Genomic DNA, 22,102 nt, shown 5'->3' with positions numbered 1-22,102 from the left:
GTTGCGCTGGATGACAAACCCGCCTAGGGTCTGTTGGCAGTGACCAACCGGAGAGATACCATGAAGTTTCAATTGCTTGCAGCCGCCGCAACACTCGCGGCAAGTCTAGCGACGGGCGCGCTTGCCGATCCCGTCAAGGCCTCTGATCCACAAAGTGTGTTGGGCTATTTCAAAGAGATAGGCGCTCCGGCCACTCTGAGCGAAGACAGCGTTGGCGATCCGTTGATTGAAGTTCAATACTACGGCACCACATTTGCCGTTTTCTTTTATGGCTGCAACGACAACGAGAACTGCAACTCGCTGCAACTTTATGCGGGCTATACCGCAGAAAATGAAATCTCACGCGACGCCCTAAACACCTGGAACGCGGACCAACGATATGGCCGCGTCTACGAGGACCCGGACGGACGAAAAAAGCTGGAATACGATATCTATACCGGCCATGCCGGCGTCAGCTCGGATGATTTTGACGAGATGTTTGATATCTGGACAGAACTGGTCAAGAGCTTCGAAGCGCAGCTGTCTTAAATGCGAGGTCCTGGAAAGGCATAGCTCCGTCACAAACGGAACGACGCTTTTGACCTTTGCCGAGCCTAAAGCGCCTTTAGCAGTTGCGCGGTCGGCCATGCATCCGCTGGTAGGCCTAGCCGAACCTGCTCTTTTTGGACCGCGGCCCGGGTTTTTGCACCAAGAATACCGTCGACCTTGCCGACATCATAACCGCGCGCCGCCAACTTGTTCTGCAGAGCTTTCATCTGTTGATCTGAAAAAGCCGGATCGGGGTTACCTGCATTGTAGACCGGGGCACCTTCCAGCCGCGTGGCGAAATAAGCTGCGGTCGTCACATAGACAAAGCTTTTGTTCCATTCGAAATAAACGTTGAAGTTCGGATAGGCAATGAAAGCCGGGCCTTTTCGGCCTTGGGGCAAGAGAACGGACGCTTGAAGATCCTGCGATCCAAACGATCCATGGCGCGGTGTGACACCCAATTTTGCCCAATCAGCTACGCTGGCGGTTGTATCCAAACCGGTTTTTGACCAGTCCAGATTTTGCGGAACGTTCACTTCTTGCAGCCATGGCTCGCCCGCGCGCCAGCCCAGTCGCCGCAACATATTCGCCCCGGAAAGAAGCGCATCGGCAGGTGACGTACGCAAATCGACCGTGCCATTACCGTCAGCGTCCACGCCTGCTTCGATTATGTCACCGGGCAGCATCTGAACCATGCCAATCTCACCGGCCCAAGCGCCTTTTGATGTCTTCGGGTTGAAGCTGCCACGTTCAAAAAGCTCCAGCGCGGCAAAGACCTGCGGCTGGAACAACTCCGGGCGGCGGCAATCATGCGACAGGGTCATCAGCGAGTTCAGTGTGTTGAAATCACCCTGCACCGCACCATAATCGGTTTCAAATGCCCAGAATGCTGTCAGCACGCCCCGACTGACGCCATATTTTTGCTCCATCTCATTGTAAACGCTGGCGTATTTTTTAATCATCGACTTGCCACGCGACATCCGGTCATTGCTGATCAAGCGGCGTGAAAAATCGACGAAGGGGCGTTGAAAAATACCCTGCGATCGGTCCGCTTTCAGCGTGGCATTGTCCTGCCGGACAGATGCAAAGAACGCCTCGACAGTTTCCTTGGCATGCCCGCGTCCGACCGCTTCGGTCTTCATGGCGGACGTAAAGGTTTGAAATCCGCCCCCGCATTTCACGAGCCCTGCGTATGTTGGTGCAGCACCAAGAAAAACCGCCAAGACGGCGCTGGTCAGGATCTTCTGCATCGTGTGCCCTCGTTTACTGTACAGGCGTGAACGTTACCTGATTGGAGCTAGGTGACAACCGCCAGCACGATCACAATACCGAACAGAGCCAGCCAGCCAGCCCAAAGCATATCGACCGCTTGGTCTATCTCTTTCGACCCAATGTCATGCGCGCCATCGCCATTCACCCACGGAAAGTCACACGTCTCGCCCTCGTATGACCGGGGGCCCGAAAGGGCGACATTCAGGGTCGCGGCCATTGCCGCTTCGGGCCAGCCTGCATTGGGGGATCGGTGCAAAGGGGCATCGCGGCGGACAACACGCCACGCGGCGGTGTTTCTGCGGGCCAGCATGAACAACAAGGCCGTCAGGCGCGCAGGAACCAAATTCATCACATCGTCCAGCCGAGCTGCAAATTTACCGAACTCCTCATGACGTTCGGTGCGGTAGCCGATCATGCTATCGGCTGTATTCACCAGCTTATAGATCAGTATCCCGGGAAGTCCTGCGACAAGAAACCAGAACGCGGGAGCAACGACCCCATCCGAGAAGTTTTCTGCTGCGCTTTCAATGGCGCCGCGAGATATGGCCGGACCGTCCAAATCCGCCGTGTCCCGCCCGACGATCATAGCTACCGCGGTGCGCCCGTCGGCCACGGACTTCCGCAGCGCATCCGCGACCGCCTGCACATGCTGGGTCAGCGATTTCTGTGCCAGAAGTATGGCAACCACAAGCACCTCAAACACGCCACCGAATGACGCATCCGCAAGGGCCAGTCCGATGATCGCGGCGACCGCGCAAAACGACAGAATGCCCAACGCGCCCTTCGCCAAAGGCTTTTCACCATCGTTAAAGGTTGCGTCTAACCAGCCGATTGCTTTGCCCATCAGAACGGCCGGATGCGGCACGCGCTTCCATGCCCAATCTGGTTCGCCCAGCAGGGCATCCAGAAGCAGAGCAAGGGCTAGAATAGCGGCACCACTCATAGTGCGGCCTCTAGCTGGCGCCAACCGGACGAAGGCGGCAGGCCAAGCCGAAGCCATTTGCTGGAATACGGGAAAACACGTGACCAGATATGGCGCTTGGCCAGACGATCCTGCCAATGTGCTGCGTTCCCGACATCATAAAGCCGGAACAGCGAGGTGCCGCCAACCAGCGTGGCCCCGTTGTCTGTCATCAGAGCGTCCAAACGAGCAGCATCGTCGCCAAGCCGCTCGCGTGTTTGCTCAGCCCATTGGTCATCGGTCAACGCGCGCGCGCCGATGGCCAGTGCCGGGCCAGAGACTTGCCACGGACCAATCGCCTCGCGCAGTCGCGCGATCAGGTCAGGATCGCCGATGGCAAACCCAAGGCGCAACCCGGCCAGCCCCCAGAATTTGCCAAAACTTTTCAGGATCAATGTGCCCGGCTGCGTTGCTGTCTGAATATGGCTGATCTTCGGGTCGACATCGCAGAAGCTTTCGTCAATCACGGTGATAGATTGGTTAAAGTTGGGGGCGTCCCAAACATGACCATCCGGATTGTTAGGATGGACGATCACTCGCGCATCGCCGTCGCCATGGTCTGCAATTTGCCACCCTTGGGCGCGAAAGCTGGCGGCGTGTTCGTTATAGGTTGGTCCCGCGATCACGGCTCGCGAAGGCAGGAGCAATGCCGGAATTCGTGCGATCAGAGCGGAGGCTCCGGGCGCTGCCAAAACGGCCGCATCATTTGGGACAGACCAGAACCGCCGCGCCGCCGCTTGCAGAGCATCGAACGCGCCCGCGTCTGGCAGGCTTGCCCATGCGTGGGGCGCGATGGTTCCCACTGGATAAGGCTCTGGATTAATCCCCGTGGACAAATCAAGCCAATCGCTGCGTGACCCACCATACTTGGCCATCGCGGCATCAAGACCGCCGCCGTGGTCGCGGATCTGTGCGGGCTTGGTCATTCGCTATCTGGCAGCGGCATATGGCGCGTGACAAAATGCCCTTTCACAGCCTGTGGCCATTCGCGATAGGGCACCTGGCCTGATGCGCTAGCTGCATGGGCCTTGGCATAGTCCACAACCCCCTGCGCGGCCTCATCCGTTGGATCGAATTTACCCAGCGTATAAGCCAGTTTTCCATCGGCTTGGATTGCGACATTGCAGCTGTTGTCACAACCCATCAGGCAAGACACGCGTCGGGTTTTGACCACGGAACCTTCGGCCCGTTCTTCAATCAGCGCAGCCAGAACCTCTCCATCCGTCAATGGATTGCTCGTCGCATCCCAATCTTCCCGTTTGCAGGTGTCACAGATCGTTATCCAGGTGGTCATCGCGCGCTTCCTTGTCCTGCAGGGGTTGAAGCGGAAAATGGCGCAAAAGACAATGGCTATCGGAGGCATATGCGGCAAGCCTTCTGCGCAAAACGTCATCCATGAGAACTCTGCGCGAAATGTCCCATTAACCATTGCGCTGCTTCCAGATAGATAAGCGTTCTTGTTCGTGCGATCCTGAAAGGTGGAGTGTAGCAAATGCGGGTTCTGATCGTGGAAGCCAACCCGGACCTGGCCAAACTTTGGTCCAGTCACTTGTTTCGGCAAGGCATTACCGTTGCCCGCGCGCATTCCTCAGGCGACGCGACCGATTTGCTCGATCAACAGCCATTTGACGTGGTGGTGTTGAATTCTGACCTTGAAGGCGGAAAAGGGTTGGCGTTGGCGGATTATGCGGCGTTCCGGGCGCCGGACGCCCGTGTTATCTTTGTGACCAGGTCTACGTTCTTCTCTGACGGGTCGCTGTTCAATCACATCGCTAATGCCCATGCCTGCGTGTCGGCTGACATCCCGACCGAGGATTTGGCAAATGTCATCGCCTTCCATGGAAGCTCAGATCGCGGCTAGGGCATTGGTCTGCAAACCTCGCTTGCAATCGCATTATGCTGCGCTAGGGTCTGGGAATGATCCAAACCGACCCCAAAACCGCCCAACCCGATGCCGTTGTCTTTGACATCGGCAATGTGCTTATTCGCTGGCAACCCGAAGAACAGTATGACCAGTGGATCGGACCAGATCGGCGCCGACAGATGTTTGGCGCCGTTGACCTTCATGCGATGAATGACCGGATCGATAGGGGCGAGGGATTTCGACAGGTGATCGATGAAACGGCCGAGGCGAATACCGATTTTCGCACGGAAATTCTGATGTGGCATGATCGCTGGCTGGACTTGGCGCAACCCGCCATCAGTTTATCTGTCAAAACGCTGCACGCACTGAAGGCGCGCAATGTTCCGGTATTCGCGCTGTCCAATTTCGGCCGCGAAACTTTTGAACTGGCGAAGACAAAATTCGACTTTCTGTCCGATTTCGACCGCCCCTATATTTCGGGCCATATGGGCGTGATCAAACCAGATGCTCGTATCTATGAGATGGTCGAGGCGGATTGCGGCGTTACACCTGATGGTTTGCTGTTCGTAGACGACCGCGCAGATAATATTGCTGCTGCCGCCCAGCGTGGATGGCGAACCCACCACTTCGTCTCACCAGAGCAATGGGCCGATCATATTATCGGTCTTGGGCTGATCGAAGGGTCGGATTTATGACCCCGGACATGATCCCATTTCTGGCCGAGGAGCTTCTGGATTGGCGCAGGTTGACTGACGCCCTTATCCAAGGCCATGCCCGCCCTAAAGCCCAAATCGGCGACACGTTTTTGTATCGCGGCGATGACACGATGCTGACCCGCTCGGCGTGGATTGACGGTTTGGGTATTGCGGTAAAAACAGCCAATATCATGCCCGGCAATCCGGGACGGGGCGAGCCAATGATCCACGGCGCGGTGAACCTTTACGACGACATCACCGGCCTGTTAGACGCCATCGTCGATTTCCACTTGGTTACAAAATGGAAAACCGCTGGTGACAGCGTGCTTGGCGCGCGGTTGCTGGCGCGCCCTGACAGCAAAGTCATCCTGATCGTTGGCGCTGGTACGGTCGGGCGAAACCTGCGCGACGCCTATAAGGCCCTGTTTCCGCAAGCTCGATTCCTAGTCTGGAACCGCAGCCCGGATGGCGCCAGGAGATTTGCGGACGAGTGTGACAAGACCGACGCCATCGCAGAACTTGAGGACGGCGTAACGCAGGCCGACATCATCACTTCGGCCACCATGACCACGGATCCTTTGATCAATGGCAATTGGTTGAAACCCGGCCAGCATCTGGACCTGATCGGCGCTTATCGCGCAGACATGCGCGAGGCGGACGACACCGCGTTAACCCGTGCCCGCCTGTTCATGGACAGTCGCGACACCGTGCTGGACCATATTGGTGAATTCAAAGACCCTCTGGCGCGTGGCGTCATCACCCGCGACGATGTAGTGGGGGACCTTTACGACCAAAAGGCCGGCGTGTTTACCCGCCAACCCGGTGACATCACGCTTTACAAGAATGGCGGCGGGGCGCACCTGGACCTGATGACCAGCCGATATATTCTGGACGCGTGGCGTGCTGCGCAATAGCGCCACGCCAGAAAAAACAAACCCCCGAAGCGGCTGCTGCGGGGGTCGTTTTTGGCGAGCAGTTGACAACCCACTCGCCGGGTCGCTTGGGGATGACTTACATCATACCTTCGCGTTGTGCTTTCTTCCGAGCCAGCTTGCGCTGACGGCGAATCGCTTCAGCCTTCTCGCGCGCTTTCTTCTCGGAGGGCTTCTCGAAATGTTGCCGAAGCTTCATTTCGCGGAAGACACCTTCACGCTGAAGTTTCTTCTTCAGCGCACGAAGCGCCTGGTCTACGTTGTTATCGCGAACCGAAACCTGCATGTGGTTGTCACCACCTTTCTAAGTTAGAGTTTGCAGAATTGCAGGAAGCGCTCATCTAACACCCATGACTGCATTTGTCCAGTTCACCCTCAGACGCGAGGACCGCACATGATCGAGAAAGAGAAAATGCTGGAAGCGGCCATTGCTCATGTCCCGTTTGACGGGTGGAGCGATGCGACCCTGATCGCCGCCGCACATGATTGCGACCTGACCGAGGACGAGGCCCGCGCCATGTTCCCGCGCGGCGCGCTGGACCTTGCGCTGGCATATCACCGCAAGGGGGACGAGGACATGGTGGCCCGTCTGAAAGTCGCCGACCTGGATGGTATGCGGTTTCGCGACCGAATCGCGGCCGGTGTGCGCTATCGGTTAGAGGTTGCCGATAAGGAGCTTGTACGCAAAGGCATGGCGTTCTTTGCCCTTCCTCAAAATGCAGGCGACGGTGCTGCCGCGCTTTGGCAGACTTGCGGCTTGATCTGGGAAACCTTGGGCGACAAATCGACTGACCTGAACTGGTACACGAAACGCGCCACGCTGTCGGCTGTCTATTCCTCGGTGGTACTCTTCTGGTTAGGCGATGAGACAGAAGGCAGCGAAGCCACATGGGCTTTTCTTGACCGTCGGATAGACGACGTCATGAAGATCGAGAAGATCAAAGGCCAAGCCCGCGGCAGCGCGCTTTACAAGGCGTTCATGTCTGGGCCGGGGAAAATTCTGGACGGGATTAAAGCGCCGGGTGGGCCGAACCCGAACTATCCGGGTCGTTGGCAACCAGAAGACACGAGGACAAAGAATGATTGAGACCATGCGCGCGATTGAGATCACCGAACCGGGCGGGCCCGAAGTTCTGAAGCTGTCAGAACAGCCCGTTCCGCCCCCCGGCCCCGGCGAGATTCTGATCCGCGTGGCCTTCGCCGGTGTGAACCGGCCTGATGCGCTTCAACGCGCAGGCGCTTATGCCCCGCCCCCTACCGCCAGCCCCCTGCCCGGCCTTGAGGCTTCGGGCGAGGTTGCAGCGCTGGGCGACGGTGTCACGCAATGGGCTGTGGGCGACAAGGTCTGCGCCCTGCTGCCCGGTGGCGGCTATGCGGAATACGTGACCACACCTGCGGCCCATGCCCTGCGCGTGCCCGATGGCATGGGGATGAAAGAGGCCGCCTGCCTGCCCGAAACCTTCTTCACCGTCTGGTCCAACGTCTTTATGCGCGGCGGGTTGCAAGCGGGCGAACGTTTCTTGGTGCATGGTGGCAGCTCCGGCATCGGAACGACAGCGATCCAGCTGGCCAATGCTTTTGGCGCGCGGGTCTTCACGACAGCTGGTTCAGACGAGAAATGCGCCGTCTGCCGTGATCTGGGGGCGGAACGGGCCATCAACTACAAGACCGAGGATTTCGTTGAGGTGATGAAGCCTGAGGGCGGACCGAACCTGATCCTCGACATGGTGGGGGGCGACTATATCGCGCGCAACATCAAAGCGCTGGCGGTCGAAGGCCGCATGGTCCACATCGCCTTCCTGTCTGGCCCCAAGGCCGAGATCAACTTCGCCATGATCATGGCCAAACGCCTGACCGTGACGGGGTCAACCCTGCGACCACAATCCGACCTCGCCAAAGCGCGAATTGCTGAGGAACTGGCCGAAAAGGTTTGGCCTCTGCTTGAATCTGGACGTGTTGCACCGGTCATGGATCAGACATTTGCATTAGTGGATGCGGCGAAAGCCCACGCGCGGATGGAGACCAGTACGCATATTGGGAAGATTGTGTTGGAGGTTTAGAGGCAAGGGCTGGCCCAGCCTTCCGGCCTATTGTTAACCCAGTCGCTAACGGCGGCTCTGCGGACTTTGCCGTCATTGGTGTTTGGGCATGTTGCTGACGCAGCATTTGTTCGCAGATGCAGCGACGGAGGGTGGGCTGCGCCAAAGCAGCCATTGAAATCCGCTTTGCGCGCTTCGTATCAACATTGGATGAGCCAAACCAGATCGCGTACTGAAAGGCTGATCCCAGCAAATGCCTTCAAGGCAGCTAATCGAAAGCAGCTACGCGCTTTTGCGAACGATCAGGTTCCCCAGAAACGCATTCATCTTTTTAGTGCGTTTCTTGCCTTCAAGGACATCCACCAACGCGTTTGCCATATCTGTCAGGGGTTGGCGGTATGTGGTTAACTGGTAGTGCGGACTTAAGGCTTGGGGCACGTCATCGAAGCCAGTGACCGCGATATCTTCTGGTACGCGTAAGCCAAGCTCGTTTCGGATCGCATCGATCGTCCCCATCGCCAGCGCATCGTTTTCGCAGACCAAAACATCCGGCAAACTTGAGACAGGCATTCCACCGAACCGCTCAGCGACAAGATCATACGCCAACTTGGGGTCATACCTCTCTACTGTTGCGAATTCCGGTCGCGTGCCGGTGCTCTCTTCCCATTGTGACAAGAAAATTTCCTTGCGTTGCAGATGAGCGGATTGGGTTTGCGGGCCTGCGATAAAAAACGGAACACGATAGCCCGAAGAAATGACGTGCTGTGTTAGGGCGATCATTGCAGCCCGATCATCGCAGCAAATCGAGACCGTGTTGTCGTTCCTCGACATTCGGGCAAATACGATGAGCTTCTTCACCCTCTTTGCACCCAGCGCTGTCTCAAGACTATGGTCATTAAAGCTGACCCCAATCAAAACGGCGGCATCGACCCGCCTTTGGCTGGCGTTGAGTAGCGCTGCTGAGGCGTCCTCCTCATCGCTCGTGTTTACAAGCAATGTGTCGTAGCCGCTCTTGCGCAGGATACGTGTCAGACGCTCCATCATGACGAGTTTGTGGGGGTTGGCGAAGTCGTCGACCAGAAGCGCCACAAGATTGGTGCGGTCCGTCGCCAGGCTTGTCGCTAGCAAGTCAGGCACGTAGCCAATCGCTTCCGCCGCCTCCATGACTTTCTCGCGTGATTTGGTCGAGATCGAGGCGTCTTTCTTGAAGGCACGGTTTACGGTCCAGCGAGAGACGCCAGCGAGGGCCGCGACATCGTCGGCAGTAATAGAACCGTCCTGATTTCTCATATATTATTGGTCCCCCTCACTTGAAGTGTTCTCACGATCCCGGGCAAAAGTCCATTATTTACGAGAGGGACGGAAAATTTTTGCACCCGCGTGCAAATATATCTTGCACCCGCGTGCAAAGCCACCAATGCTCAGGTCAACAAAGAATCGGGAGGTATCAAAATGCGAGTTGGTTTGCTTGGAGCAGGTCGAATTGGGAATGTTCACGCACAGGCGATATCTTCGCACCCGGCAAGTGAACTCGTTGCGGTTTCTGATGCTTTCGAGAAGAATGCACAGGCGTTGGCAGCGAACTACGGTTGCGATGTTCGCTCGTCAGAAGGGATTATTGCTGATCCTTCAATCGACGCTGTTCTTATTGCTACATCAACGGACACGCATTCCGACCTGATTGAAGCTGCCGCATCAGCGGGTAAGGCGGTTCTGTGTGAAAAGCCAGTGGACCTGAGCCTTGAGCGCGCTTCCGAATGCCTGAGAGCCGTGGGTGACAAAGCGGCTGGTATTATGATCGGTTTCAACCGTCGTTTTGACCCAAGCTTTGCAACCCTAAAAGCTGCAATCGATGCTGGCGATATCGGCAAGACCGAATTGCTGTCGATCACGTCTTTCGATCCGGCGCCACCACCTGTTGAATACATCAAAGTGTCGGGCGGGTTGTTCCGCGACATGATGATTCACGACTTCGATATGGCGAATTTCATCATGGGTGAGGCCCCTGTTTCCGTGTCAGCTGTGGGGTCATCTATCGTTGATCCGGCAATTGGCGCTGCGGGCGATGTTGATACTGCCGTTGTCACATTGACCTACGCGGACGGGCGTATTGCCGTAATCAAGAATTCGCGCCGTGCGGTTTATGGTTATGATCAGCGTGTTGAAGTTCTGGGATCTGAAGGATTGCTTCAGGCGCAGAACGTTCTGGAAAACACAGTCGTTAAATCGACAACTGCAGGCGTCAGCAGTGCCAAGCCAACATACTTTTTCCTAGAGCGTTACATGCCGGCCTACAAAGTCGAATGGGCTGCGTTTGTCGAGGCCGCAAAAGGTAAGTCGGCCATGCCGGTCAATTTGCATGACGGTGTTGCCGCGCTGGCGATGGCCGAGGCGGCGACGCAGTCGGCGCAAACAGGACAGCCTGTTGCCTTGGCGCAAGTGATTGGAAATTCAGGCCGCGGGGAGGCGGCCTGATACGAAGCAACCGCCCACCCGGGCGATGCGAATGCGTGGTTTAATGCCACGTGAAAGGAGTGTCGGTTCAACCGGCAATGGGAAACCAAAAGGGAGGAAACCCAAATGAAAATGTTTATGAAAGGCGCAGTTGCTGCCACAGCTTTGGCCGTCGCGGCCCCAGCAATGGCACAGGATATTTCTGTCGTCGTGCACGGTCAGGCAAATGATGCGTTCTGGTCGGTCGTCAAAGCTGGCGTTGATCAGGCTGCTGCCGATACGGGCGCCAATGTGTCCTACAACTCGCCAGAGACCTTCGACATGGTTCTGATGGCGCAGCTGATCGACGCCGCCGTGAACGAAGAGCCCGATGGCCTTATTGTATCGTTCCCCGACCCCGATGCACTTGGGCCATCTGTTCAGCGCGCAATTGACGCTGGCATCCCAGTGATCACCATCAACGCTGGTGGCGCACAGGGCGCAGAGCTGGGAACAGCAATGCACGTTGGCCAAGATGAGTATGACGCCGGCGTTGCCGCTGGTGAAGCTCTCGCTGAAATGGGCGGCACGAATGCTCTGTGTGTGAACCAGGAAGTTGGCAACATCTCTCTCGACCAGCGTTGTGCCGGTTTCGAGGAAGGCTTCGGCGGCACAGTGACTGTTCTGCCGACAACCAACGACCCTGCCGAGATTGAATCCAAGGTTGCTGCTGCGCTGGCGTCTGACGAAAGCGTCGACACAGTGATGGCTCTTGGTGCATCTACAGCTGGCGAACCTTCTGTTGCTGCTGCTAAAGCTTCCGGCCGTGACGTGAACGTTGCGACGTTCGATATGTCCCCTGGCTTCTTGCAGTCCATCGTTGATGGCGACGCAGCATTCGCACTTGACCAGCAGCAGTACCTGCAAGGTTACATGGGTGTTTCCGTTATGGCGCTGCAGGCCAAATTTGGCCTGATGCCAGGTGGTGACGTTGCTTCTGGTCCAAACTTGATCACAGCTGACAAGGCTGCTCAGGTAATTGAGCTGTCCGCACAAGGCATCCGCTAGACCTCGCGATTAAGAACACGGAAGCGGCACCATTCGGTGCCGCTTTCAACAGAAACGGGAGAGGGCGCAATGAGCGACACAACACCAAATCAAACGAGTGACGAACGGATCAAGGAAGAGCCTCTGATATCACGCTTGATGAAACGGCCTGAACTGGGCGCGATCGCGGGCGTCGTACTGGTCGCGATCTTCTTCTTGATAACAGCAGATGGCGCGATGTTTACGACCTCGGGCATCATCAACTTTATGACTCCAGCGGCCCAGCTTGGTATTCTGGCGATCGGCGCTGCTATGCTTATGATTGGCGGCGAATTTGATCTGTCGATCGGATCCATGGTTGCTTTCGCGGGACTTTTCTTCGGGGTTTGCATCATGGTCTGGGGCTTGCCCTTGATCGTTGCCATACCACTTACGTTTATCTTTTCCGCTTTTGTCGGTGCGATTAACGGCATGATCGTGATCCGGTCCGGGTTGCCGTCATTTATCGTAACTCTGGCTTTCCTATTTATTCTTCGAGGCTTGTCGCTTGTTGGCCTGAAATGGGCATCTGGTGGGTCAACTCAACTCCGCGGCATGCGCGAAGCGACCGAAAACGACTGGCTTGCACCGTTCTTTTCCGGTGATGCCTTCCCAGGCTTGTTCGCATGGCTTGCTGAGAAAGGAATGGTCGAAACTTTCAGGAATGGCACTCCGAAGGTTACAGGTATCCCTGTCGAAATTCTTTGGTTCGTCGTTCTTGCTCTGGTCGCCACATATATTCTTTTGCGGACCCCTGCGGGTAACTGGGTCTTCGCCGCCGGTGGCGATTCCATCGCAGCTTCGAATTCTGGTGTGCCTGTTAATCGGATCAAAATCTCGTTGTTCATGGTTACCGCCTGCTGTGCTGCGCTCGTCGCAATCATCACAGTGATCGACGCGGGTTCAACTGATGCACGTCGTGGCTTCCAGAAAGAGTTCGAAGCGATCATCGCGGCGGTTATCGGGGGCTGTCTGCTCACCGGGGGCTACGGCTCTGCAATCGGGGCTTTCTTCGGTTCCATCATCTTCGGAATGGTAGTCATCGGATTAACCTACACCAACTTTGATCAGGATTGGTTCCAGGTGTTCCTGGGCGGCATGCTTCTGATCGCTGTTCTGTTCAACAATGCCATTCGCAAACGCGTAACGGGGGAGCGTTGATATGACCGAAGATAGCAAATTCCACCACGGTGACGTGAACGACAGCGTCGCGCCAATTGTCCAGATGAAGGACATCGAAAAGCACTTCGGCAACATCATCGCCTTGGCGGGCGTCAGCTTTGATATCCGCCCCGGCGAATGCCACTGCCTGCTGGGCGACAACGGCGCGGGCAAATCGACCTTCATCAAGACGATGTCGGGCGTGCACCAACCAACCCATGGGGAAATCCTGTTCGAGGGTAAACCGCTTCACTTTGCGACGCCGCGCGATTCAATGGAGGCCGGCATTGCGACCGTGTTTCAGGATCTCGCGATGATCCCGCTGATGTCTGTGGCGCGTAACTTCTTTATGGGGCGCGAGCCTACAAAGGGGCGCGGCATCACGAAACGCTTTGATGTGGACAAGGCCAACGAGATCACCATGACCGAGATGCGCAAAATGGGCATCAACCTTCGCGGTCCTGATCAAGCGGTTGGCACTCTGTCAGGTGGTGAACGTCAGACCGTCGCGATTGCCCGTGCGGTGCATTTCGGCGCGAAGGTGCTGATCCTCGATGAGCCGACCTCGGCGCTTGGTGTGCGCCAGACCTCGAACGTGCTGGCGACCATCGACAAGGTGCGCAAACAGGGCGTCGGCGTGGTCTTTATCAGCCACAACGTGCGCCACGCGCTGGCCGTGGGCGACAGGTTCACCGTGCTCAACCGCGGCAAGACCCTTGGCACTGCGAAGAGGGGCGAGATCAGTCCGGAAGAACTGCAAGAGCTCATGGCCGGCGGTCAGGAACTCGCGCAGTTGGAAGGCTCGCTCGGCGGGACGGTCTGATCACGGTTCTCGAATACCACTCAGTTTCCTCCTAAGAAAAAAGTGGTCAGTGGGGCTGATGAGAGAAGTCTTATCAGCCCCACTTTTTCAAAATGATGTTTAAGGCGTGGACAATGACAAAACTCGATCTCATCACAATCGGTCGGTCCTCAGTGGATCTTTACGGTGCGCAGATTGGCGGGCGGTTGGAGGACATGGGGTCGTTTGATAAGTATATCGGCGGCTCACCGACCAACATTGCCTGCGGTACGGCGCGGCTAGGGCTGAAATCTGCGGTGATTACCGGTGTCGGTGACGAGCACATGGGACGCTTTATCGTTGAGCAGTTGGCGCGCGAGGGCGTCAATACGGACGGGGTGAAGACTGATCCTGACCGGCTGACCGCGCTGGTGCTTTTGGGGATCCGCGACGAAGAACAGTTTCCTTTGATCTTCTACCGCGAAAAATGCGCGGATATGGGGCTGACGGTTGATGATATCGACGCGGATTTCATCAAATCCGCGCGCTCGGTCGTGGCCACCGGCACCCACCTGAGCCACCCACAGGTTGAGGCGGCGACGATCAAGGCGCTAGAGATTGCCCGCGCCAACGGCCAGCAGACGGCGCTGGACATTGATTACCGCCCGAACCTTTGGGGCGTGGCGGGGCACGGCGACGGTGAAAGCCGGTTTGTCGAAAGCGAAGCAGTGACGGCCAAGTTGCAGTCGGCGCTGCATTACTTTGATCTTATTGTTGGCACCGAAGAAGAGTTCCACATCGCGGGCGGCACCACCGACACAATCGCAGCGCTCCGCGCTGTGCGTGCTGTGTCGGGTGCGACCTTGGTGTGCAAACGCGGCGCCGATGGCGCGGTGGCCTTTGAGGGTGATATTCCCGATACTTTGGACGACGGGCAAACCGGCCCCGGTTTCCCGATCGAGGTGTTTAATGTGCTGGGCGCGGGCGACGGCTTTATGTCTGGCCTGCTGAAAGGCTGGCTGGACGGCGAAGACTGGCCAACCACATTGAAATACGCCAACGCCTGCGGGGCCTTTGCCGTCAGCCGCCATGGCTGCACGCCTGCCTATCCAAGCTGGGACGAGCTGCAATTCTTCTTTGAACGCGGCATGAAACAGGCCGACCTGCGCAACGATGTGGAGCTGGAGCAGGTGCACTGGGCCACGAACCGCCACGGTGATTGGTCTTCGGTGAAAACCTTTGCCTTCGATCACCGTCTGCAACTGGAAGAGATGGACGGGTACTCGCTGGAAAAAGGCGGGGCTTTCAAAGAATTGTGCCTTCAGGCCGCGCTAAAAGTGCAGAACGGGCAGCCGGGTTTCGGCATCCTGTGTGACAACCGGATCGGCCGCAGCGCGTTGCACGCGGCAAGTGGCAGTGGCCTGTGGATCGGTCGCCCGACAGAACTGCCCGGATCTCGCCCGATTGAGTTTGAACCGGAGCTTGGCCACGACCTCGGCCAGCTGCGCGAATGGCCCCGTGAAAATATCGTTAAGCTGTTGGTCTTTGTGCATCCCGATGATGATGCCGAAACGCAACAAAAGCACCTGACGCGGGTGAAGCGTATGTTCACCGCAGCGCGGCGCAACGGGTTGGAATTCCTGCTTGAGATTATTCCATCCAAGGTTGGCCCCGTGGATGATGAAACATCTGCCACGCTGATCCAGCAATTCTATGACGCGGGCGTTTACCCCGATTGGTGGAAGCTGGAGCCGTTCAAAACGGACGCGGCGTGGCAAAATGCTGTCAACGCGATCGAGCGCAACGATCCGCGCACCCGTGGTATCGTGGTTCTTGGCCTTGATGCGCCCGAGGCAGAGCTGGCGGCAAGTTTCGCGCTGGCGGCCAAACAGCCGCTGGTCAAAGGCTTTGCCGTCGGTCGGACAATCTTTGGCGATGCCGCGCGGGCTTGGCTGAAGGGCGATATGGCCGATGATGCGGCGGTGTCGCAGATGGCCGAACGCTATACGGCGCTGTGTAATATTTGGGACAATGCGCGGGCAGAGGCCCGCCTGAACGTGGAGTGACCCGATGGACAAAACAATCCGACTGACCGCCGCTCAGGCGATGGTGCGTTATATCGCGGCGCAACAGAACGACGACGGCGAGCGCTTTATCGAAGGCTGCTGGGCGATCTTTGGTCATGGTAACGTCGCGGGGATCGGCGAGGCGCTGCATGGCGCCAAGGACGACTTCCCCACATGGCGTGGCCATAATGAGCAGACGATGGCCCATGCTGCTATCGCCTATTCCAAGCAGTTGGGCCGGCGCAAGGCGATGGCGGTGAGCTCCTCTATCGGGCCAGGTGCGGCCAATATGGTAACAGCGGCGGCGCTCGCCCATGTGAACCGCCTGCCTGTGCTGCTGATCCCCGGGGATGTCTTTGCGAACCGTGGTCCCGACCCAGTGCTGCAACAGGTCGAGGATTGGGGCGATGGCACCGTGACGGTGAACGACTCCTTCAAGCCGGTGACCCGCTATTTCGACCGCATCACGCGCCCCGAACAATTGCTGACAGCCCTGCCACGCGCCTTCCGCATCATGACCGACCCGGCAGAATGCGGCCCTGTGTGCCTGTCTTTCTGTCAGGACGTTCAGGCCGAGGCCTATGACTACCCCGAGAGCTTCTTTGAGCCCAAAATCTGGCGCCAGCGCCGTATGCGCCCTGATGAGGTTGAACTGGCGGATGCCGCTAAACTGATCCGCACCGCGACGCGCCCTGTGATCGTGGCGGGCGGCGGCGTTCTTTATGCGCAGGCGACCGAGGCTTTGGCGTCTTTCGCTGAGGCGCATAACATTCCGGTGACGGAAACGCAGGCGGGCAAATCCGTGCTGCCGTGGGACCACCCGCTGAACCTCGGCCCGATTGGCGTGACAGGCGGCGAGCCTGCGAACATCGTCTGCGCCGAAGCCGATGTTGTGATCGGCGTTGGCACCCGTTTTCAGGACTTCACGACCGGATCCTGGGGGTTGTTTGCCAACCCCGAACGCAAGCTGATCTCGCTTAACGTGGCGGCCTATGATGCGATGAAACACGGGGCTGTGCCGCTCAACTCTGACGCTTTGGTCGGGTTGGGCGAATTGGGCGAGGCGCTGAACGGCTACACGTCGCCGGGCAAAATCGACGGGTTGAAGCCCGATTGGTTCGGCAAGGTTGATCCGCTGACCGATGCACCCGAGGGCAATGCTCTTGCCACGGATATGCAGGTGATCGGCGCGGTGCAACGGGCATCTACCGAAGAAACCGTTGTGATGTGTGCGGCTGGCACCATGCCGGGCGAGCTGCACAAGCTGTGGAAAGCCAGCAAGCCGGGCGGTTATCACATGGAATACGGCTTTAGCTGCATGGGCTACGAGATCGCCGGCGCCATGGGCATCAAGATGGCCCAGCCAGAGCGGGACGTGATCTGCTTTACCGGCGACGGCACCTATATGATGGCCAATTCGGAAATGGCGACGGCGGCAATGATGGGCATTCCCTTCACTGTGGTCGTGACCGACAACCGTGGCTATGGCTGCATCAACCGGCTGCAAATGGGCACAGGCAGCGCGGAGTTCAACAACCTGCTGGATCACTCGATCGGCGGTGAGAACTCCAACATCGACTTTGCCAAACACGCCGAAGCCATGGGCGCTGTCAGCGTCAAAGTCAGCTCGATTGCCGAGCTGGAAGAGGCACTGGCGAAGCGGGCGCAGGCCAAGGGCCCTTACGTGATCGTGATCGACACAGACCCCTATCCCAGCACCGAGCCGGGCGGCACGTGGTGGGACGTGGGTGTCCCGGAAGTCAGCGAGCGTGCCGAAGTAAACGCCGCGCGCGCCCAGTACGAAACCAACAAGAAAACACAAAGGGCGGACTGATGGCTGTTAAAATCGGCATTTCCCTGATCGCGTGGCAGAACGACGATCTGCCAGAGCTGACGAAAGACTACACCACCGAAGGCGCGATGGAGGATGCGGGGCGCATCGGCTATACCGGCGTCGAACGTGGCCGCCGGATGCCCGGCGACACCGAGGGCCTGCGGGCCTATCTGGACCGCTATGGCGTGTCGCTCTGCGGTGGCTGGTGTTCGGGCAACCTGATGGTCAATGACATTGCGACCGAGAAAGAAGCCATTCGCCAGCAGGTCGAACAGTTCGCAGCCCTGAACGCGCCCTGCATCGTCTATGCGGAGTGTTCCAACACCATTCAGGGCAATATCGGCCAGCCTGTCAGCCAACGCCCCAAGCTGACCCGCGACGAGGTTATGGCCTATGGTGCGAAACTGTCAGAGGTCGCCAAATGGGCCCGCGATATCGGCACCGGCCTCAGCTATCACCACCACATGGGTGCGATGGTGCAGGACGCCGAGGATATCGACTGGCTGATGGAAGGCTCTACCGATGATCTGACGCTTTTGTACGACACAGGACATTTGCATTTTGCGGGTGCTGATCCGGTGGCCGTATTGGATAAATGGGGCCACCGCGTGCTTCACGTCCACTTCAAGGACGTGCGCCAGCCGGTGCTGGATTGGGTGCGCGCCGAGGACAAAAGCTTTCTCGACGGGGTTGCCGCCGGGGTCTACTCGGTACCCGGCGATCCGGAAGGCTGCATCGACTTTCAGGCCATCACGGACAAGCTCAAGGCGATGGATTACAAAGGATGGATCGTGGTCGAGGCAGAGCAAGACCCCGCCAAGGCCGCGCCCTATGAGTATTCCAAAATCGGCTTTGACCACATCACCGAAATCTGCGGCCGCTCCGGCCTGACAATAGCGGGATAGAGGGGCTCTATCCTATGGACACGGGCTATTATCTGATCGACAGCGGTGACGTTCATACGCTTGAGGCCCTGATCCAACAGAATCTGGCCCCCGCGGATGTACCGCTTGCCGCGGATATTCAAAAGAATGTGCCGGTCTATGATATCCCGTCGCTTGATCTAACCGATCCCGATCTGTTGGCCGAATGGGCGCGGGTCCTGCGCAGCGGCGCAGGGGTGATCTGCCTCAAGCGGACCTATGCGGACACTACCCCCGTGGATCGCGCGACACAGGTGTTTCAGCGGATTATCGAAGACGAGCGCACGCAGGGCGCTGGCAAGGGTGATCATTTCGCAGCCTCAGGTGCGAATGACCGGATCTGGAACGCGCTGCAAAAGCACTGCGCGCGCGATCCCGAAGGCTTTGCTGCCTATTACGCGAACGCGGCCATCGCGGCGGCATCGACCGCGTGGCTCGGGCCTCATTACCAGATGACCGCGCAAGTTAATCAGGTCCGCCCCGGTGGCAAGGCGCAACGTGCGCATCGGGACTATCACCTTGGCTTCCAGACAGCTGAGACCGCCGCCAGCTATCCCGTGCATGTCCATGATCTGACCGCGACGCTAACCCTGCAAGGGGCGGTTGCCCATTGCGACATGCCCGTTGAAAGCGGGCCGACAAAGCTTTTGCCGTTTTCGCAACGCTACGCGCCGGGCTATATCGCGTTTCATCAAACGGGCCACAGCGCGTTCTTTGAGGACCACTATATCCAGCTGCCCCTCGAAAAGGGGGATGCGGTATTCTTCAACCCCGCGCTGTTTCATGCCGCAGGTGAGAACCGCAGCGCCGACACTGATCGGATGGCGAACCTGCTGCAGGTCTCCTCGCCCTTCGGGCGCGCTATGGAGGCGATCAACCGTGACGCTATGTGCCGTACCGTCTACCCCGCGTTGAAGGCATTGCCAAAGACCCAAGCGCGGAACGTGATCGCCTCAACCGCCGAAGGCTATGCCTTTCCAACGAACCTCGATACCGATCCGCCCATTGGCGGCAATGCACCCGAAACCCAAGCGGATATCCTGCGCCGCGCCCACGCCGAAGGCTGGGAGGACGCGGCCCTGCACGATGCACTTGATGCGTTGACCAACCGCCACAAAACCTAAAGGACCCAATATGCCTGATCTTCTGAAAAAACCGTTCGGCACCCGTGGTAAGGTGCACCAGATCACACCGGAAAGCGCGGGCTGGCGCTACGTTGGTTTTTCGCTCTATCACCTGAAGGCGGGCGATAAGGCAGCCGAGGCGACTGGCGAGCGCGAGGTCATTCTTGTGATGGTCGAAGGCAAGGCCAAGATCACCGGTGCAGGTCAAGACTGGGGCGTTCTGGGCGAGCGGATGAATGTATTCGAGAAAACCCCGCCACATTGCCTTTACCTGCCCAACGGAACCGAATGGGATGCCGTCGCGGAAACAGATTGCGTCATTGCTGTCTGCTCTGCCCCCGGCATGGGCGGCCACGAGGCGCGGCGCATCGGGCCCGATGGCATCAGCCTGACCGAGCGGGGCAAGGGCACCAACACCCGCCACATCAACAACATTGCGATGGAAAACGAAGACTATTGTGACAGCCTGTTGGTCACAGAGGTCTTCACGCCAGCAGGCCACTGGTCATCCTACCCCAGCCACCGCCACGACGAAGACGATTTTCCGCGCATCACCTATCTGGAAGAAACCTATTACCACCGCCTGAATCCTGCCGATGGTTTCGGCATCCAGCGGGTCTACACGGACGATGGGCAACTGGACGAGACAATGGCCGTCAGCGACGGCGACGTGGTACTGGTCCCCCGTGGCCACCACCCCTGCGGCGCCCCCTACGGGTTTGAAATGTACTACCTAAATGTGATGGCCGGGCCAAAACGCAAATGGCGCTTCGTCCCGGCACCTGAGGTCGAGTGGATCATGGAACGGGACGCCTAATGGCAGATTTTGCCAATTATCCCAGCCTTCGCGGCAAGACCGTTTTTCTGACAGGTGGTGCTGTCGGCATCGGTGCGCAAACCGTCAGGGCTTTCGCTGCGCAGGGGGCCAAGGTCGGCTTCGTTGATCTCAACGCGGACGCCGGAGGGGCGCTGCTCAAGGAGATCGGCGGTGATCACGCCTTTGAGCAATGCGACCTTAGGGATATCGAGGCAACACGATTCGCCTTCAGGAATTTGGCGGCAAAACTTGGCAATGCCGAGGTTCTGGTAAACAACGCAGCACATGATGACCGACATGACTGGCGGGACGTCACGCCAGACTATTGGGACGAGCGGATGGCGACCAACCTGCGCCACATGTTCTTCGCCATCCAGAACGTTGCACCCGCGATGATCGACGCAGGCGGTGGGGCTATCGTCAACATCGGATCAAATTCATGGTGGGAAGCGGGGGGCGGTTTTCCGGCCTACGCGACCGCAAAATCTGCGGTGCATGGTCTGACACGGACAATGGCGCGCGATCTGGGGGAGCACCGCATTCGCGTGAATACTGTTGTGCCCGGGTGGATAATGACGGAACGGCAAAAAGAGCTTTGGGTGACGCCCGAAGCGCTTGCCAAGCAGGTGGACCGTCAATGCCTTCCCGACCCTGTAGACCCCGTTTATGTGGCGCGCATGGTCCTGTTTCTGGCGTCGGATGACGCTGCGATGTGCACAGCCAACAACTTCATGGTCGAAGCCGGATCAATCTAGCGTTCCGCACCTGTCATTCTCATTAAGGACACTCCAAATGACTGCACCTTTTCAACTCGCTGCCTGTGCAGAAATGCTTTGGCAAGACAAGTCAATCGCATGGCGAGCGGCCAAGCTGCACGAGATGGGCTTTGGCGTTGGCCTCTGGAACTGGCCAGCGTGGGACATTGACGCGCTTGAGAATACTGGCGCGAATTTCACGATCATGAACGGTTATCTCGAGGGCAGACTGGCCGATGACGACGGGGCCGAGATGCTTCTGAAGTCTGCGCGTGAAACGGCACAGATCGGCAAGCGGCTGGGCGTGGACCGTCTGAACCTGCACGGCACCGGCCTTGGCGACGGCGGCATTCCTATCTGGCAACACGAGGTGACCCCGGGCGCAATGTGGCTCAAGGCCCGCGACACGCTCAACCGCATTTGTGACTTGGCCGAGGAAGAAAGCGTTGTCTTCACACTGGAAAACCTCAACCTGCTAGATCACCCGGGTTGCCCTTTTGGGTCCACGGAAGATGTGCTGGCGCTGGTATCTTCGATCGACCGGCCTGAGCTGCGCATCAACCTCGATCTGTATCACACGCAGATCGGCGAAGGTGATCTGATCCGCTGGTGCGAGAAATGCCTGCCTTGGGTCGGTGAGGTGCAGGTCGCCGATAATCCGGGCCGATGTGAGCCCGGCACCGGAGAGATCAACTTCTCCGGTGTGGCGCAAGCGTTGTCGAAACTGGGATATTCAGGCCCTGTCGGTATGGAAGCCTTTGCGCAAGGCGACGAAGTCGCAGCGTTAGAAGCCTTCCGTGCGGCGTTTACGCTTTAGGTTGTGATGAAGCG

The 22,102-nt window shown here is 58.0% G+C and carries 23 protein-coding genes; 17 read left to right on the top strand and 6 right to left on the bottom strand.

Translation table 11 applies throughout. The features are described 5' to 3' along the window. Nucleotides 1–60 precede the first annotated feature (60 nt). On the top strand, nucleotides 61–528 hold the full coding sequence (locus tag K3556_RS01670; protein WP_260518002.1) for a YbjN domain-containing protein: 468 nt from the start codon (nucleotides 61–63) through the stop codon (nucleotides 526–528). A 65-nt stretch (nucleotides 529–593) separates the two neighbouring features. Here K3556_RS01670 and K3556_RS01665 read toward each other — a convergent pair whose 3' ends face one another. The 4 genes from K3556_RS01665 to K3556_RS01650 are packed head-to-tail and all read right to left on the bottom strand — an operon-like array spanning nucleotide 594 to nucleotide 4,055. Next, nucleotides 594–1,778 (bottom strand): lytic murein transglycosylase, encoded by a 1,185-nt coding sequence (locus tag K3556_RS01665; protein ID WP_260518001.1) that lies wholly within the window; start codon nucleotides 1,776–1,778, stop codon nucleotides 594–596. A 47-nt stretch (nucleotides 1,779–1,825) separates the two neighbouring features. Next, the gene (gene cbiB, locus K3556_RS01660) at nucleotides 1,826–2,743 is read right to left on the bottom strand and encodes an adenosylcobinamide-phosphate synthase CbiB (protein WP_260518000.1); all 918 of its coding nucleotides are present in this window, start codon (nucleotides 2,741–2,743) and stop codon (nucleotides 1,826–1,828) included. After that, nucleotides 2,740–3,687, bottom strand: coding sequence for a threonine-phosphate decarboxylase (locus tag K3556_RS01655; protein ID WP_260517999.1), 948 nt, complete (start codon nucleotides 3,685–3,687; stop codon nucleotides 2,740–2,742). Before K3556_RS01655 ends, cbiB begins: the two co-directional genes overlap by 4 nt. After that, nucleotides 3,684–4,055, bottom strand: coding sequence for a DUF1636 domain-containing protein (locus tag K3556_RS01650; RefSeq protein ID WP_260517998.1), 372 nt, complete (start codon nucleotides 4,053–4,055; stop codon nucleotides 3,684–3,686). The genes K3556_RS01655 and K3556_RS01650 overlap by 4 nt, the downstream gene beginning before the upstream one ends. Before the next feature lie 198 nt (nucleotides 4,056–4,253). Between K3556_RS01650 and K3556_RS01645 the strand changes: the two genes are divergently transcribed. Genes K3556_RS01645 through K3556_RS01635 form a run of 3 tightly spaced genes read left to right on the top strand, consistent with a single transcriptional unit; the run spans nucleotide 4,254 to nucleotide 6,234 of the window. Next, the gene (locus K3556_RS01645) at nucleotides 4,254–4,622 is read left to right on the top strand and encodes a response regulator (protein ID WP_260517997.1); all 369 of its coding nucleotides are present in this window, start codon (nucleotides 4,254–4,256) and stop codon (nucleotides 4,620–4,622) included. Nucleotides 4,623–4,678: 56 nt separating this feature from the next. Further along, nucleotides 4,679–5,320 (top strand): HAD family hydrolase, encoded by a 642-nt coding sequence (locus tag K3556_RS01640; protein ID WP_260517996.1) that lies wholly within the window; start codon nucleotides 4,679–4,681, stop codon nucleotides 5,318–5,320. After that, nucleotides 5,317–6,234: an ornithine cyclodeaminase family protein gene (locus K3556_RS01635; RefSeq protein ID WP_260517995.1), complete on the top strand. Its 918-nt coding sequence runs from the start codon at nucleotides 5,317–5,319 to the stop codon at nucleotides 6,232–6,234. The genes K3556_RS01640 and K3556_RS01635 overlap by 4 nt, the downstream gene beginning before the upstream one ends. Before the next feature lie 97 nt (nucleotides 6,235–6,331). Here K3556_RS01635 and rpsU read toward each other — a convergent pair whose 3' ends face one another. Then, nucleotides 6,332–6,538, bottom strand: coding sequence for a 30S ribosomal protein S21 (gene rpsU / locus K3556_RS01630; RefSeq protein ID WP_091427324.1), 207 nt, complete (start codon nucleotides 6,536–6,538; stop codon nucleotides 6,332–6,334). A 108-nt stretch (nucleotides 6,539–6,646) separates the two neighbouring features. Here rpsU and K3556_RS01625 point away from each other — a divergent pair, with 108 nt between their 5' ends. Beyond that, nucleotides 6,647–7,339, top strand: a complete 693-nt coding sequence (locus K3556_RS01625; RefSeq protein WP_260517994.1) for a COQ9 family protein — start codon at nucleotides 6,647–6,649, stop codon at nucleotides 7,337–7,339. Further along, a complete protein-coding gene (locus tag K3556_RS01620) occupies nucleotides 7,332–8,312 on the top strand; it encodes an NAD(P)H-quinone oxidoreductase (RefSeq protein ID WP_260517993.1) in 981 nt (326 codons plus the stop codon). Before K3556_RS01625 ends, K3556_RS01620 begins: the two co-directional genes overlap by 8 nt. A gap of 261 nt (nucleotides 8,313–8,573) precedes the next feature. Here the strand turns inward: K3556_RS01620 and K3556_RS01615 are convergent, their stop codons facing one another. Beyond that, the gene (locus K3556_RS01615) at nucleotides 8,574–9,581 is read right to left on the bottom strand and encodes a LacI family DNA-binding transcriptional regulator (RefSeq protein WP_260517992.1); all 1,008 of its coding nucleotides are present in this window, start codon (nucleotides 9,579–9,581) and stop codon (nucleotides 8,574–8,576) included. A 162-nt stretch (nucleotides 9,582–9,743) separates the two neighbouring features. Between K3556_RS01615 and iolG the strand changes: the two genes are divergently transcribed. The 11 genes from iolG (at nucleotide 9,744) to K3556_RS01560 (ending at nucleotide 22,088) form a co-directional block, all read left to right on the top strand. Then, complete coding sequence (gene iolG, locus K3556_RS01610; RefSeq protein ID WP_260517991.1) at nucleotides 9,744–10,766, top strand: inositol 2-dehydrogenase; 1,023 nt, start codon at nucleotides 9,744–9,746, stop codon at nucleotides 10,764–10,766. Nucleotides 10,767–10,871: 105 nt separating this feature from the next. Further along, nucleotides 10,872–11,792: a sugar ABC transporter substrate-binding protein gene (locus K3556_RS01605; RefSeq protein WP_260517990.1), complete on the top strand. Its 921-nt coding sequence runs from the start codon at nucleotides 10,872–10,874 to the stop codon at nucleotides 11,790–11,792. 69 nt (nucleotides 11,793–11,861) lie between these two features. Next, nucleotides 11,862–12,971 carry an ABC transporter permease gene (locus K3556_RS01600; protein ID WP_260517989.1) on the top strand — a complete coding sequence of 370 codons (1,110 nt, stop codon included), beginning with the start codon at nucleotides 11,862–11,864 and terminating at the stop codon, nucleotides 12,969–12,971. A 1-nt stretch (nucleotide 12,972) separates the two neighbouring features. After that, nucleotides 12,973–13,794 carry an ATP-binding cassette domain-containing protein gene (locus K3556_RS01595; protein WP_260517988.1) on the top strand — a complete coding sequence of 274 codons (822 nt, stop codon included), beginning with the start codon at nucleotides 12,973–12,975 and terminating at the stop codon, nucleotides 13,792–13,794. A 113-nt stretch (nucleotides 13,795–13,907) separates the two neighbouring features. Then, complete coding sequence (gene iolC / locus K3556_RS01590; RefSeq protein ID WP_260517987.1) at nucleotides 13,908–15,818, top strand: bifunctional 5-dehydro-2-deoxygluconokinase/5-dehydro-2-deoxyphosphogluconate aldolase; 1,911 nt, start codon at nucleotides 13,908–13,910, stop codon at nucleotides 15,816–15,818. Between the two features lie 4 nt (nucleotides 15,819–15,822). Further along, nucleotides 15,823–17,652, top strand: coding sequence for a 3D-(3,5/4)-trihydroxycyclohexane-1,2-dione acylhydrolase (decyclizing) (iolD, locus tag K3556_RS01585; RefSeq protein WP_260517986.1), 1,830 nt, complete (start codon nucleotides 15,823–15,825; stop codon nucleotides 17,650–17,652). Beyond that, nucleotides 17,652–18,557: a myo-inosose-2 dehydratase gene (iolE, locus tag K3556_RS01580; RefSeq protein WP_260517985.1), complete on the top strand. Its 906-nt coding sequence runs from the start codon at nucleotides 17,652–17,654 to the stop codon at nucleotides 18,555–18,557. The genes iolD and iolE overlap by 1 nt, the downstream gene beginning before the upstream one ends. A 14-nt stretch (nucleotides 18,558–18,571) precedes the next feature. Next, entirely contained in the window at nucleotides 18,572–19,699 is a 1,128-nt protein-coding gene (locus K3556_RS01575) for a phytanoyl-CoA dioxygenase family protein (RefSeq protein ID WP_260517984.1), read from the top strand. A 10-nt stretch (nucleotides 19,700–19,709) separates the two neighbouring features. Continuing rightward, entirely contained in the window at nucleotides 19,710–20,516 is an 807-nt protein-coding gene (iolB, locus tag K3556_RS01570; protein ID WP_260517983.1) for a 5-deoxy-glucuronate isomerase, read from the top strand. Beyond that, nucleotides 20,516–21,271: an SDR family NAD(P)-dependent oxidoreductase gene (locus tag K3556_RS01565; protein WP_260517982.1), complete on the top strand. Its 756-nt coding sequence runs from the start codon at nucleotides 20,516–20,518 to the stop codon at nucleotides 21,269–21,271. Before iolB ends, K3556_RS01565 begins: the two co-directional genes overlap by 1 nt. 37 nt (nucleotides 21,272–21,308) lie before the next feature. Next, a complete protein-coding gene (locus K3556_RS01560; protein WP_260517981.1) occupies nucleotides 21,309–22,088 on the top strand; it encodes a TIM barrel protein in 780 nt (259 codons plus the stop codon). The last annotated feature ends 14 nt before the right edge of the window (nucleotides 22,089–22,102 follow it).

The sequence above is a fragment of the Aliiroseovarius sp. M344 genome (assembly GCF_025140835.1).
GTDB lineage: Bacteria > Pseudomonadota > Alphaproteobacteria > Rhodobacterales > Rhodobacteraceae > Aliiroseovarius.
Note: the sequence above shows the minus strand (reverse complement) of the source record. Positions and strands in the feature narration are given on the sequence as shown.